At 48.6% G+C, this 13,228-nt stretch carries 15 protein-coding genes; all 15 read right to left on the minus strand.

The annotated features are described in order from the left end of the window. Positions 1-171 precede the first annotated feature (171 nt). On the minus strand, positions 172-2,331 hold the full coding sequence (locus ASG34_RS06025; protein WP_235559685.1) for a TonB-dependent siderophore receptor: 2,160 nt from the start codon (positions 2,329-2,331) through the stop codon (positions 172-174). 164 nt (positions 2,332-2,495) lie between these two features. Then, on the minus strand, positions 2,496-3,296 hold the full coding sequence (locus ASG34_RS06030) for an ATP-binding cassette domain-containing protein (RefSeq protein WP_055828047.1): 801 nt from the start codon (positions 3,294-3,296) through the stop codon (positions 2,496-2,498). A 3-nt stretch (positions 3,297-3,299) separates the two neighbouring features. After that, a complete protein-coding gene (locus ASG34_RS06035) occupies positions 3,300-4,367 on the minus strand; it encodes a FecCD family ABC transporter permease (protein ID WP_082504821.1) in 1,068 nt (355 codons plus the stop codon). Beyond that, positions 4,364-5,290, minus strand: coding sequence for a heme/hemin ABC transporter substrate-binding protein (locus ASG34_RS06040; protein WP_055828050.1), 927 nt, complete (start codon positions 5,288-5,290; stop codon positions 4,364-4,366). Before ASG34_RS06040 ends, ASG34_RS06035 begins: the two co-directional genes overlap by 4 nt. Beyond that, complete coding sequence (locus ASG34_RS06045; protein ID WP_055828053.1) at positions 5,278-6,366, minus strand: hemin-degrading factor; 1,089 nt, start codon at positions 6,364-6,366, stop codon at positions 5,278-5,280. Before ASG34_RS06045 ends, ASG34_RS06040 begins: the two co-directional genes overlap by 13 nt. Positions 6,367-6,368: 2 nt before the next feature. Further along, entirely contained in the window at positions 6,369-6,917 is a 549-nt protein-coding gene (locus ASG34_RS06050) for a HugZ family pyridoxamine 5'-phosphate oxidase (RefSeq protein WP_055828056.1), read from the minus strand. Between the two features lie 440 nt (positions 6,918-7,357). Beyond that, on the minus strand, positions 7,358-7,834 hold the full coding sequence (gene azu / locus ASG34_RS06055) for an azurin (protein WP_055828059.1): 477 nt from the start codon (positions 7,832-7,834) through the stop codon (positions 7,358-7,360). Between the two features lie 110 nt (positions 7,835-7,944). Next, positions 7,945-8,157 (minus strand): hypothetical protein, encoded by a 213-nt coding sequence (locus ASG34_RS06060; RefSeq protein ID WP_055828062.1) that lies wholly within the window; start codon positions 8,155-8,157, stop codon positions 7,945-7,947. Positions 8,158-8,193: 36 nt separating this feature from the next. Then, entirely contained in the window at positions 8,194-9,333 is a 1,140-nt protein-coding gene (locus ASG34_RS06065) for a PepSY-associated TM helix domain-containing protein (RefSeq protein ID WP_055828066.1), read from the minus strand. 22 nt (positions 9,334-9,355) lie between these two features. Then, positions 9,356-9,775 (minus strand): ExbD/TolR family protein, encoded by a 420-nt coding sequence (locus tag ASG34_RS06070; protein ID WP_055828069.1) that lies wholly within the window; start codon positions 9,773-9,775, stop codon positions 9,356-9,358. Continuing rightward, positions 9,772-10,512, minus strand: a complete 741-nt coding sequence (locus ASG34_RS06075; protein ID WP_055828072.1) for a MotA/TolQ/ExbB proton channel family protein — start codon at positions 10,510-10,512, stop codon at positions 9,772-9,774. Before ASG34_RS06075 ends, ASG34_RS06070 begins: the two co-directional genes overlap by 4 nt. A 51-nt stretch (positions 10,513-10,563) precedes the next feature. Beyond that, positions 10,564-11,424 carry an energy transducer TonB gene (locus ASG34_RS06080; protein WP_055828074.1) on the minus strand — a complete coding sequence of 287 codons (861 nt, stop codon included), beginning with the start codon at positions 11,422-11,424 and terminating at the stop codon, positions 10,564-10,566. Between the two features lie 224 nt (positions 11,425-11,648). After that, positions 11,649-11,867 (minus strand): hemin uptake protein HemP, encoded by a 219-nt coding sequence (hemP, locus tag ASG34_RS06085; protein WP_235559686.1) that lies wholly within the window; start codon positions 11,865-11,867, stop codon positions 11,649-11,651. 206 nt (positions 11,868-12,073) lie between these two features. Further along, positions 12,074-12,688 (minus strand): 30S ribosomal protein S4, encoded by a 615-nt coding sequence (gene rpsD / locus ASG34_RS06090; protein ID WP_055828079.1) that lies wholly within the window; start codon positions 12,686-12,688, stop codon positions 12,074-12,076. Between the two features lie 78 nt (positions 12,689-12,766). Then, entirely contained in the window at positions 12,767-13,075 is a 309-nt protein-coding gene (locus ASG34_RS06095) for a hypothetical protein (RefSeq protein ID WP_088178537.1), read from the minus strand. Between the last annotated feature and the right edge of the window lie 153 nt (positions 13,076-13,228).

Raw genomic sequence — 13,228 nt, forward strand, 5'->3', positions numbered from 1 at the left:
GTTACAATCCTCAAGAAATGCTTAAACTAAGTAAATCGCTAAATGCACATCTAGGGGGTTTTATTAAATTCAATTTTCCGAAATGTTGTTGCCCGGAACTACAGCTGCCTGGGTAAATCATTAGCTTCGTAATCCTTAAATTACTATCGCCAAGTAATGAATACGGAGGGTCTAATATTGCCAGGTGACCGTCGCCAGCGCACTTGCCGGTGGCGCATAATAGGCTTGAGCGCCTTCTGCATACCTCAGGCTGGACAAGTACTTCTCATTGGTGACGTTGTATACATTGACGGCTGCATTCCAGTGCTTATCAATTGTGTAGTTAGCCATTAGATTTAACACGGCGTAGCTATCCTGTTGATAACGCACATCCCCAATATCTACATGCACATCACTTTGCCAGTTGATGCTTGCGCCAATCTTCAGATCTTCTATAAACGGCACTTTGTAGACAGTCGTCATGCGAACAAGATGCCTGGGGATGAAAGGATTCACATTTTGATCCTGGTCATCTTTTACGCTCATCAGACGCGTATAACCTGCATTGATATTCAATCTTTCGGTTAAGGCACCAGACACATCAAACTCGTAGCCTTTGGTTGTCGCTTTGATAGGCTCATACAGGGTCTGTGTAGGCGTTTGAGCGGCAAACTGTGCCTGATTCTCCTGCACGGTTTTGAAAATTGCAAACGAACTGTTTAATGTTTTATTAAACCACTCGCTTTTAATACCAGCCTCGTAGTTCTTACCTTTTAATGCGGGAAGCAAGCTATTACTGAGGTTTTTTTCCACTTGTGGCCTGTAAATACCGGCATAACTCGCATACAAGGAGTGTGTGTTATCCAGGTTATATACTGCACCCATGTAAGGTGTGAACCTGTTGTTATCCTTTGCTTCTTGTGGCGCCCCATAACTAATACCGCTTAACTTATAACTTAACAGGCTTCCGCCCACTGTCACTTTCAGATCATCAGCCAGATTGAGTTTAGCGGCGGTGTAAATATTGCTGTTTGTACTTTTATAATTTGACGACGTTGTTTTACTACCAAACGTTGGCAACGGGAAGTTACCTATATCATCAAAACTACTTGTAAAAGTATTGTTGAGTGCTTCAACGAAAAGCGTGTCTCCCTCACGTGAATACTCTTTCATATAAGTTCTGCTTAGCGTAGCACCCACAACCAGCTCATGTTTGCGACCTGCAAATTCAAATGGGCCATTGGCATATACATCAGCCACATGGTCTTTCGTTACAAAGTCGTAAATATAAGGAAAACTTTTGAATGTAATCAAACCAGTGCTGCGGTCTTCGTTACCTTCAATATAATGATGGCGTCCTTTTGAACTTACATCTTTATGGGTTAACTGCCCTTTCAGCTTCCAGTCATTATCAAACTCATGTGTTAGTTCGACAAAACTGATATTGGTACCTACGTTTCGATAACTCCAGTCAGGCGCGGTAGAAGCAGACACGTTGTAGTGACGCTTACTGCCATCGCTATAAAGCAGGGGTAAGCTGCCAAAGTTATTACCGCTAGCATTGTTCTGCTGGTACGTATGCCCAATAGCCAGGCTTGTGTTATCCGTTAAATCGGCTTCAATCACACCGTAAGCCACGTTCCTTTCGGTACTGTAGCGGTCCAGGTAAGAGTTCCTGTTCTGGTTCGCCACCACCAGACGCCCGCGGACACTGCTGTCCCCGTTCAATGCGCCAGACACATCGGCATCCAGGCGCCGGTTGTCCCAGGAGCCCACTGAAGCATTTGCTTTTGCCTGGAATTCCCTGGTAGGACGTTTGCGGATAAAGTTGATAGTGGCAGAAGTGTTACCGATGCCGGTTAGCAAGCCATTCGCACCGCGCAACACTTCAATGCGGTCATACAGGGCTACATCCAGATCGCCATAGTTGGTGCCGCTAAAACTGATTGGGGTAGTAAGCCCATCTATCTGGAAATTGGTAATGGTGAGTCCCCGCGCGGTATATTCGGTGCGGTCAGTCTCAAACTGTTCAACTTTAATACCCGTTGCAAAGGACAAAGCATCGTTCACACTGAACACGCGAAAATCATCCAATAGCTCGCGGGTGATCACTGAGATGGATTGTGGCGTCTCTCGGATGCTGGTATTTAAACGGGTAGCGGTGGAAGTAGATTTCACCGTGTATGACTTTGTTTTTTCTGAAGGCTGGTCTATTTCGGCCTTAGAAGTCACTTTGACTTCAGGCAAAGCATCAACTTTTTCGTTATTGACCTGCTCTTCTGCAAGCGCTGAAACTGATGGGAACGCTAACATTAATGCGAGTGAAATCGCATTGATACGATGAGAGTGCATAAAGGCTCCGATAAACATGTTTGCTGATACCTGGAGTGAAGCTCCATGGTGAGCAAATCTTGAAAGGTTGAGAATGATAACAATTATCATTCAATGACTCAAGAAGGTATTTAAGGGTGTCTGCTAAAGACTAAGCTATTGAATTAAAATGAGGCTGTATTAGCTCAAAATGATTTTTGCGCTTTACTGGGCGCGACGATGAATTCACCACTGTCACTGACAGCGCTGATCAGGCTGACTTCGTAAAGGGCTTCTAATAAGGGAATGGTTATCTGCTGGCTTGTATAGTCCCCCGTCATAGAGCCATCCTTAATGAATATCAGCCGCTCAAAGCCCTGCAATGCCTGGTTTATATCATGCAGAATCGCCAGAATGGCATGACCGCGTTGTGCGGCAAAGGTATAGATGGCATCCATTAAACTGAATTGCAGCCCGGGATCCAGTGCCGCGAGTGGTTCATCAACCAGCAACAGGCCTTTTTCAACATCCCACAGTTGCGCAAACACCCTTGCCATTTGCACGCGCGCTTTTTCTCCACCGGATAAAGTATCGAAGCGGCGTTCCAATAAATGTCCGGCACATGCCAGCTCCGCTGCCTGGCGCACGATGTTCGTGATGTCAGGATCAAAAGTCCTGGCAACGCGGCCCAGGCCGATAACAAGCTCAACGGGTAGCCCGAAAGCGACTTCGTGGGATTGCGGCAAAATGGCGCGGCGGTGGCTTAAGTCAGCCAGTGACCATTCTTTCAGGTGACGTTGGCAAAATGTGGCTTGACCATCGGCGGGGGTTAATTCCCGTGCCAGCAATTTGAGTAGGGTCGATTTGCCTGCGCCACTGGGGCCCAGCACCGCAATACGCTCACCTGCTTTAACCGATAATGTAAAGGGGCCGAAAGTCCGCTTGCCGAGATCAATAGTGACATTTTGCAGGGCAAGCAAAGTCTCGTGATGAGTTGGAGGAGACATGAATTACGTTCCCTTCCGGATACCGGCCAGCAACACCAGGAAGAACGGTGCACCAAGCAAGGCGGTAAAGATACCCACCGGGATTTCAGCCGGAATAGCCACGGTACGCGCAGCGGTATCGGCCACCAGGAGAATAATGGCACCGACCAGCATGGACAGTGGTGCAAGACGCCGCTGATCAGGTCCGATCACCAGCCGTACAATATGGGGAGCAACGAGGCCGATAAAGCCGATCATGCCGCACCAAGCAACAGCAAAGCCACACAACAAGGCGACCAGTGTAATGACCCGCGCACGCAAATGACGCACATTGACACCCACGTGTGCGGCGGTGGCTTCACCTAGTGCCAGGGCATTCATCTCGTTCACCAGGCGGCGTACATACCAGACGGCGGCTAACAGCAACGCCAGCAATGCCAGCATCAAGGGCCAGCTCGCACCAGCGAGTGAGCCTAAGGTCCAGAAGGTCAGGCTACGCAGTTGTTCATCGGTAGCAAGGTAAGTGCATAAGCCTATCACCGCCGTGGCCAGGGCATTCAACGCAATGCCTGTTAATAACAGCCCGGCAATTGAATCTGCAGTTAACCAGCGGGCGACAGTATCTAATAAAAAACATACACCAATCGCGCCTGCAAAAGCCGTGACCGGTAATATCCAGTAGCGGAGTGAGATGGGGATATGGATATCACTGTTGGCTAATAACACAATGGTTAAAGCCGCCGCGCAAGCCGCACCACTGGTAACGCCCAGCAAACCCGGGTCAGCCAAAGGATTACGGAATAAACCTTGAGTCAGCGCACCAGAAAGCCCTAATGCAGCCCCTATCAATGCAGCAAACAGGATACGCGGCAGGCGCAGATTCCACAGCACATAGGCGCCGCCGGTCAGCGGTTGGTCATCGCCTGCTTGCAGCAGTGCCAGCCAGTCGGCAGGCATTACATTCACTGCACCCGCCCACGCTGCTACCCAGATACAAATAATCAGGGTCACCCATAAAAACAAAGCTGGCCGATGAATCAGGCCAGCTGTTAAACGTGATGCGAAAGGCATCACGTTGGTTGAGGCACTCATCCGTTCATCGCTTTCAGCAGTGCGTTATCCAGTGCTGCGACGGCCTGCGGCAGGCGCGGACCAAAGCCCAGCATAAACATGGCTTCCAGCGAAGCGATACGACGCTTTTGCCCGGCAGGCGTTTGCGCCAGGCCAGGCAGTTTCAATGCGCCATCAATGCCGCCGACCACTTCAAGGCCTTGATCGGTAAACAACACGATATCCGGTTGCGCAGCGATCACGGATTCAGGCGTCAATGGTTTAAAGCCATTAAATCCCTGTACCGCATTTTGCGCGCCTACATAATGCATCATGGCTTCAGCACTGCTGCCTTTGCCGCCTACCATGATCTGGCTTGGGCTATGCGATAGCACAAACAGCACACGCGGTGCCGGAGTTTTACGCGCAATAATGGGCTCGCGCACTTTCTGCCAGTCCGTTTTCATTTTTTCCACCAGCTGGCTGGCTTGTGAAGGGCGGTCTATCAAGGCGCCGATTCGGGTAACCCGATCCAGCACGCCTTCAAATTTATCATTGGCGGGTAGCACTGTGACAGGCACACCCGCGGCATTGATTTGCCGCAAGACTGCTGGCGGCCCCGCATCTTCAGTCGCCAGCACGTGGTTGGGCGCCAGTGCCAGTATGCCTTCACTGGATAACGTTCTGGCATACCCAACACTAGGCAGTTTTGTCGCGGCTTCAGGGTAAAGCGAGGTGGTATCAACACCTACCAATTCGTTATGGGCACCCAGCGCATAAATGATTTCGGTCAGGCCACCTCCGATACTGACAATACGCCTTGCCGTTTTTTTCTGACTCTCAGCGGCCCAGACCCAAGTCTGCGGCAAACAAGCAGCAGCGGCCAACGCACCTACTTGCAGGAGGAATTTACGTCGGGTCGGTGAAGACTCTACATCATGCATATGTTTATTTAATTCAGACATGGTTCGTGATCCTTGAGCAGCGTTTCTACCAGCGCACGCCACTCGGCAAGTTCAGGTTTTCCGGGCTTGCGCTCACCAAAGAACATGGCAATCACATTACCCTCAGCATCAAAAAGCTCCAGCGCAGTGACCAAGCCATCCACCGTTGGCTTGCGCACGACCCAGGCACTCGCAATATGGTCTTCGCGCAAATGCAGGTTAAAGCCCGGGTCCAGGACATTTAGCCAGGGACCCATCACCGCCACTTTTTTAACAATGCCGGAATGAATCTGCACCATGCCAGGGTTAGCGACAAAGATCATCAAGGCAACGCCTTCAGTGGCCGCCGTTTCCAGCAACTCACGCGCGCTTTCCAGATTTGCCTGCCGCACATACTGCTTTTCGGCAAGTCGCATGCTTTGTAACCGTGAAACGCCATACCGCTTAAGTAAGCCAAAAAAGTCGTGCGTGTCTTGCAGAGCGCGCCACGCGGCCTGGAATCCTGCTACATGAATCTCGCTATCAGCTTTATCTACTGGCAGCGGCGGTGCAGGCACGGTGGTAATACCGGGTTTCTGGTTCTCATCTGCAAAGTGTTTGACGAAGGCTTTATAAGCCTCGACATCGCTTTGCGGTTTAATAAATACCTTGTGAATGGCAGCACCTTGCGCGTCAAAAAACTGCAGGCTTTGCTGAACACCATTGTCGACCGTCTCAGACACCGCAAAACCATGCGCCCAATGACTGTAAAACGCGCGCAAATCAATATCACCACCAAGCACCAGCCCGACATGCCCGGTATCGCTTACATTCTTGTAAACGCCAGTTTTTTCATGCACACACGAAATATTGCGCGTCAGCGCCATTACCTCGCCCAGAGGCTCAAGCGACTTCATCAATGCTGGCCAGTCTGCCTGCAGCCGGGTGGCTTGTAGTAACCAAGCCTTTTCTTGTGCACCGGCATGGGCAGCTATCAGCGCACCTTCGGATATTTGCAATTTCTCAGCAATATCGCGATGACGTTTACCCGCCTGGCGTTCGATGACAAATTGCTCACGTATGCTTGCGTGGCCAATGCTGATTGGAGATTCAGTCACCGTTATGCCAGCTCATCCAGTTTCTGCTGTGCAGATGCGTCTGGTGCAGCATGGCCCTGGTCATTACGATGTGTGATTTGTAACAAATCCTGGCCATTCAGGTGATAGGCTTTAGCAAAACCTGCAACGTAACTGCCATGCGTTGGCATTAGCTCAATCATATGGAAATCGGTCAACTTACCGATCGCATCCATGAAGTTGCCGAATTTTTCATAGAAAAGCGCCATCACTTCATCAAACTTGGCTGAACTACGTTCAACTTCCTGTGCTGTGCATTTGAACACCAGGCGTTTTCTGGCGAAAAGATGACCTGCATCTTTTTCACTTTCAACAAACATCGCGGAACACAGGCCGGTTTCGCGCAGGTTGGCACAATGTGTTGCCAGTTCACTCACATAGATATAAAACTTGTTATCGCGCTCAACATACGCGGCATAACTTGCCTCAGGCACCCCTTGCGCATTAGCGCTGGCCAGTTGCACTGTTTTAAACTGGCCTTTGAACGCAATGGCTTCTTTAGCCACTGACTGAAGTTTTTCCTGATCGGTCATCTTATTTCCTTAAAATACATTAATTACAGAGGCATCGATGTGGTGACAAAGGCTGCGGGAGTAATGTTTAGTGCGATAAAGCACGTTTGATCCAGACTAATTATGTTGCGTTAAAGCTCTAAAATCTGACATACAAGCCGTCACTAACGATGGATAGTAATAAATTCTGACAAAGCCTATTCTACATGAGAAGCATTCCCATTTTCAAGTAGAACACATTAAAACTGGGAGTGTCTTTGCCATTGCTAACATGAAGTATGCGCCAAAAATTCATGAACCATAGACGTAGCCGCTTGTGAAAATACAGATCGCATCTAACTGGATCTGCCCAGGTAATTTGAAGCTACACAATCCATCGACAAGTGATATATAAAAAAACTCCACTACCTTGGCAGATAGCGGAGCTTTCAATATTGGCTTTTGATGAGCTGAATAAATATTTAGATCAGTTTAAGCGTGCCCTTCATCAAGGCAGCATGGCCAGGGAATGAACAGAAGAATACATAGTTACCAGCAGCATCCAACTGGGAAGGGGCAAAAGAGGTACTTGCCGTCTCACCACCACCGATGACAGTCGTTGCAGCGACTACGCGTGGATCCTGTGGTTTCACATAGGATTGCGCCGCTCCTGCTTTACTACCATCTTGCAAAACGCCCTGTTCATCAGCCTGCTTGCTCACGACCAGGTTATGACCCATGATTGTTTTTTTCATGGCGCCAGCATGCTTCAGGTTAATAGTGAACGATTTACAGGCTTTGGGCACAGCAATTTCTTTCACGCTGAATGTCATCTGGTCAGTGGCATCTACACTCACATCACATTTGTCAGCCGCTTGCGCAGGTTGTTGCAGCAAACAGATTGCGCTACCAGCCACAGCCAGTAATTGTTGCCATTGTGTACGTTTCAAATTCATCATTTCTCCGTTTCATCCATAACAAAAAATTAGCTGGCTACCGAAGTTTCCACTTCCTGGCTGGCTCAGGTTTTAAAACTGCCCGAAGCATAATGTTTCAGGCAACATTAACTTTAAGATTTCTGTGCGCTAGCGCCTGGCTTGATCCAATAGTAATAAGCGGCACTCAGTATCGGCAATGCCACAGCCGCATCTGAAATCAACTCTCGTGCATCATCAACCAGCAACGCTGTTAATAAGCCGGTGAATGACACAATCGCAATCAGCGTAGGCCATAAAAAAATTTGTGTTAATGACTTATTCCGCATGAATACACGCTCCATCATGGTATTTGCTTGCTAGCATTCATTGATCAAAACCGATTAAGAGATGGCTTTATGTAATATCGGGCGCGTACTTGCCACTGGCAGGTATTGACGCCGTTTTTTCCACCAAAGTTTCAAACCGGTCCATAAAACGATAATACTCAGCACGTCTAACACTGCCCAAATCCACTTCAGGCTCATGCCGCCGTAATCCCCAAAGTGCAACGGTTGCGAAACAAGTAACGCGACCAGGTACCATGGCAAAGGACGGCTGTCGGTTAAGGTAGCGTTTTGGGCGTCGATCAATACCGGTTTAAATAAACGCTTGGTGAGCGGGCTGTCGCCGCGCATGAAGATGCCATAGTGATGCTGGCTGGTGTACGCCGTGCCGGGGAAAGCAATAAAGCCTAATTGCATGGCTGGTTCGGCTTTCTGGGCAACCTCAAGCGATTGCTGTAACGAAGCGAATTGTGTTGGCGGCGGCAAGTTTTTATAAGGCGCAATCATTTGCGACATCTGGTCAAATTGCCAGTATTTCACCAGCAAGTCTGACCAGGCATTAATCACACCCGTGGCGCCCACCACCAGAAACCAGCTGAGGGTGACAATGCCGAGCATATTATGGATATCCAGCCGCTTGAGTTTTTCACCACGCTGGTGGCGGATTTCACCGAACGCCAGTTTGCGCATGAACGGGGCATAAAGCACCACGCCGGAAATAATTGCAATCACCAGCAGAAAACCCATCAATCCTAAAAACAGCATGCCTGGCAAACCTGCAAACAGGTCGACATGCAGTTTGAAGACGATATACATAAAGCCTTCTTCTGCTGGTGGTTCACCCAGCACTTTTGCAGTGCGGGCATCCATCACTACATATTTAAAACCACTGGTGGCATCTGTAGTTTTGGCCATGCTGATAGTCCACTGTAAAGGCTCATCATCATCGCGGTACATGTATAAGGGCACAAATCCGGGATTCTGTTTCTTTGCTGTCGCCACCAGGCTGTCCATGCTGGCCATAGTCCCGTTATGCTGTATATCAGGGGTGACGATATGATCGCCCAGCCAATCGTGAATTTCATGGCTGAAAATCAGCGGCAATCCGGTCAGGCACAGCAATAACATGAATACTGTACAAACCAGGCTGGACCATTTGTGGGTCCAGGCCCAACGCCGGATGGATTGCTGCGTCATAGTCATCTATCCGTAATTTTATTTACTGCTGTGGCTGGCTGACAAAACCAACTTTTTTCATCCCTGCGGTTTGCGCTTGTGCCAATACTTCAGCCAGCACCTGGTACCGGGTATTTTTATCGGCACGTATCTGCAACTCCGGCTGCTCTTTTTTCACGCTTTCGTCTTTCATACGCGTCACCAGGGTAGCCTGATCAATTTCCGTATCGTTCCAGAACATCTTGCCATCGGCATCTACAGCCAGGTCTATCACTTCCGGCTTTTCTTCCAGCGGTTGTGAAGTCGCCTGCGGCAGGTCAATCTTTACTGCATGCGTCAGCAAAGGGGCAGTAATGATAAAAATCACCAGCAGCACCAGCATCACATCCACTAACGGCGTGGTGTTGATCTCGCTCATCGGCTGCGTGTGCTCGCCCGCGCTGAATGGATTATTACCGATCATGGATTGCCACCTTTATTCACTACTCTGGTGTGTAACTCGCGGACATTGGACTTACTGCCTGGCTTTATCATCAGCGGCGCCCCGGTCGTCAGCAAGGTATGCAGGTCCTGGGCAAAGCTTTCCAGCTCAGCCATAATGCCGCGGTTCGCTTTAATAAATGCGTTGTATGCCAATACTGCAGGGATAGCGACAGCCAAACCAATAGCCGTCATAATCAATGCTTCACCCACCGGGCCGGCCACTTTATCGATAGTGGCGACACCAGATTGACCAATGGCTGTCAGCGCGTGGTAAATACCCCACACAGTACCGAACAAACCTACAAATGGCGCCACGCTACCAACTGAAGCCAGTACGGAAAGGCCGCTCTCCAGTCCGGCCTGCTCTTGCGACAAGGTGCGACGTAATTGTCTGGCAATAAACTCATCCTGGCTGCATGCAGCACCTAATGATTGTGCCGCATATTGCTGGTGATGCTGGGTAGACTCTACGGCTGTCTGCGCCAGTTTATAAGCTGGAGAATGATGCTGTGTTTCCTGCATTGCTTCCTGCAATGTCGATTTACGCCAGAACTGACGCACATACTCAGAAACCTGGCGTTTGTGTTTGAATACCTGCCAGGATTTCACAACCACAAAATACCAACTTAATACTGACATCGTCAGTAAAATCAGCGCCACGATCACTGACACAACGCCACCTTCAGTGATAAAAGCCAATCCGCTCGTAGATTCCATTAAAAAATTCCTTTCCAATCAAACTTTTAATATTTAGTACAAACTTGATAATTAATTTAACGTAAACGCTAATGGCACAATGACATAAGCACTCAATGCTTTTCCACCTTTGCGCGCCGGTTCAAACCGCCATTGCTTCACTGCATTCAAGGCCGCGGTATCTAGGCGTTCAAACCCACTGCCTTTTGAAACCTCTACCGTTTCCGGACGACCTTCGGCTGACACCAGTACTTTTAACAATACACGCCCTTCTTCACCGGCGCGTTTGGCCAGCTTGGGATATTCGGGAGGAGGATTATTCAGGTAAGCCACGCCGAATTTAGGCGGCTCTTCTTTTTCTTCAACAACTTCTTGCTTGGGAGGAGCAGCTGGCGCTGGCGCTGGTTTGGCTGAAGCCGCGACTGGCGCTTCCATTGGTGGTGCTGCGGGCTGGGTACTGGCTTCAAACTTTGGCTGATCCGCTACAGGCTCGACAATCCGCTCAACCACGGGCGTTGGACGCTCTACTGGTTTAACCGGTGTTTCTTTGGGTTTGATGACAGGTTTTTCAACCGGTTTTTGCTTGATGATAGGGACTACTTCTGGCGCAGGCGCCTCTTCTTTTTTTGCTGGCAGGGTAATCAGGGAAACCGTGATTGGCTCTGGTTTAGGTGGCTTGATTGGCGTTTCGGCGTGTATAAACACCCACCAGACCAGGGCTGCATGCAGCAAAATGACGGTCAGCAAACCCAGAATAGACCAGCGTTGGCCTTTATCTTGTCTTAACCAGGCTTCAGTCGCCAGGCTTGGCCAGCTAAAAATGCCTGCCAATTGTGCAGGTTGACGATGATGCAAGCTCAGCTCAGGAACCTTGGGCACACGTTGCTGCGCAGGCCTTAGGGGCAACCCTGTTATCAATTCACGCTGAAACATCCACACCCATCCTCATACTTGTAGAAAAATAGCCAGAAGGCAAGTTAATGCGCATCATTATCATATCAATTTACTCAAAGAATGACATTGAGTTCGTTAAAAGTAAAATTATTCAGTGACTTTGCCCAACAACGTTATCTATGACTAGAGCAAGGTTAGTCATTCAGCAGCAACCTCTCGGCTACATTACCAAGACAACCAGGAATTAAATCAGATCACAAAACTTACAATTGATGAATACCAAGGCTGCCATCCAAAATTTCATGGTGGCATTTGGTTAACAATAATTTGTTTTGCTTGGTACGCGTAAGTTTATAGGTTTCATTGCCGTGCAAAATAACCACCCCGGAAGCATTACCCAGAAGTTGCACGGCATCGATCACAGCCAGAGGCGCGCCCGAAACCTGTACCAGCGAAGGGTTTTTGCCAGACAAAGGTTGCATTTGGCTATTCATTCCTATATGATTAGACCCCAAAAAAAAGCCGACTTACATGCAAAAGCACAGCGGCATCAGATTTCAAGGAACACCCTTACCAGGGGTAATTTGGCGCATAAAAAAACAACGCCTATTTGAGCAATGACATGTTGGGGTTAGGAGCATTGCTCAAACTCTTATTCGAGCAGCCTTCGGGCTGCTCGAAGCATTTCTTAAACGCGGTTAGCGTAATATTCAACAACCTGCTGAACATCCAGCGGGAATGGTACATCTTCAATCGAAGGCAAATGTCCAACTTTCACAGAAGCAGTTGTCGAATCAACAGACACCCACTCAGGAATTGCCAGGCTTGGTGTAGCTAACGCTTCAACCACCATCGGAATCTTGCGGCTTTTCTCTTTCAACGTCACCACATCACCCACTTTCAAGCGGATAGATGGAATATTTGCTGATTTACCGTTCAACAAAATATGACCATGGCTTACCAATTGGCGAGCTGCAATACCAGTTGGTGCGAAACCAGCCCTGAACACGACGTTATCCAAACGACGCTCCAGCAGGGACATCAATTTTTCACCAGTAGGCTCATTACCTTTACGGGCTTCCAGCATCAAACCACGCATTTGCTTCTCGCTCACACCGTAGTTAAAACGAATCTTTTGTTTTTCCACCAATTTCACAGCAAAATCTGAACGGCGACGACGCGCTGCCTGATTGCCATGCTGGCCCGGTGGATTTGGGCGGTTTTCAATAGACTTGCGTGACAAGCCAGGTAATTCAATACCCAACGCACGCATAATCTTTAATCTTGGTCCTGTGGTTCTCATTGTTTAAAGCCTTTCCTTTAAAATCTGAAATGAAGAAAATTAGTCGCTACTAATTAGTAAACCCTATATTGTAGCGTATTATTGTAAAGTTGAAGAGGGGGTGACAAAATCCGTGACTTCCTGCTGCAATGAAAATTCACGATGCGCCTGTAAAAGCGCCTGCCAATCCTGTAACAACTGCTTAGCCGCCGATTCAATCAAATGGCTTTCCGCATACTCTGGCGCGTTTAATGTCTGCGCCAAACTGCATCCCAACAATGCAAGGTCTTCGGAAGGATTGACCGCATAGCGGGTTGCTACACAACTCAACGATACAAGTACTGCGCTGGCTGTTGGCAGGTCAGGATCAAAAAGATCACTTGCTTCGACAGCTAATTCAGTTTGCATCGTTTGGTTAACTTTCTTCAATCAGTGGTTAAATGATAATGTTTCTCATTTAGGAAGTCAACAATTATTTGCAAACTCTTTGCAATTATCCACCCACTATTTCAAATCCATTATGTAAACCGCGATAATCTTGACCAAACTACCAAAGCAAGC

Source organism: Methylophilus sp. Leaf416 (assembly GCF_001424665.1).
In the GTDB taxonomy this organism is placed as follows: domain Bacteria; phylum Pseudomonadota; class Gammaproteobacteria; order Burkholderiales; family Methylophilaceae; genus Methylophilus.

Excerpts from the sequence above, each read along its gene's own strand:
- rpsD (WP_055828079.1), bottom strand. The coding sequence starts at position 12,688 with ATGAGAACCACAGGACCAAGATTAAAGATTATGCGTGCGTTGGGTATT.
- ASG34_RS06080 (WP_055828074.1), bottom strand. The coding sequence starts at position 11,424 with ATGTTTCAGCGTGAATTGATAACAGGGTTGCCCCTAAGGCCTGCGCAG.
- ASG34_RS06035 (WP_082504821.1), bottom strand. The coding sequence starts at position 4,367 with ATGAGTGCCTCAACCAACGTGATGCCTTTCGCATCACGTTTAACAGCT.
- ASG34_RS06065 (WP_055828066.1), bottom strand. The coding sequence starts at position 9,333 with ATGACGCAGCAATCCATCCGGCGTTGGGCCTGGACCCACAAATGGTCC.
- hemP (WP_235559686.1), bottom strand. The coding sequence starts at position 11,867 with ATGCAACCTTTGTCTGGCAAAAACCCTTCGCTGGTACAGGTTTCGGGC.
- ASG34_RS06060 (WP_055828062.1), bottom strand. The coding sequence starts at position 8,157 with ATGATGGAGCGTGTATTCATGCGGAATAAGTCATTAACACAAATTTTT.
- ASG34_RS06040 (WP_055828050.1), bottom strand. The coding sequence starts at position 5,290 with ATGTCTGAATTAAATAAACATATGCATGATGTAGAGTCTTCACCGACC.
- azu (WP_055828059.1), bottom strand. The coding sequence starts at position 7,834 with ATGATGAATTTGAAACGTACACAATGGCAACAATTACTGGCTGTGGCT.
- ASG34_RS06070 (WP_055828069.1), bottom strand. The coding sequence starts at position 9,775 with ATGATCGGTAATAATCCATTCAGCGCGGGCGAGCACACGCAGCCGATG.
- ASG34_RS06025 (WP_235559685.1), bottom strand. The coding sequence starts at position 2,331 with ATGCACTCTCATCGTATCAATGCGATTTCACTCGCATTAATGTTAGCG.
- ASG34_RS06095 (WP_088178537.1), bottom strand. The coding sequence starts at position 13,075 with ATGCAAACTGAATTAGCTGTCGAAGCAAGTGATCTTTTTGATCCTGAC.
- ASG34_RS06050 (WP_055828056.1), bottom strand. The coding sequence starts at position 6,917 with ATGACCGATCAGGAAAAACTTCAGTCAGTGGCTAAAGAAGCCATTGCG.
- ASG34_RS06030 (WP_055828047.1), bottom strand. The coding sequence starts at position 3,296 with ATGTCTCCTCCAACTCATCACGAGACTTTGCTTGCCCTGCAAAATGTC.
- ASG34_RS06075 (WP_055828072.1), bottom strand. The coding sequence starts at position 10,512 with ATGGAATCTACGAGCGGATTGGCTTTTATCACTGAAGGTGGCGTTGTG.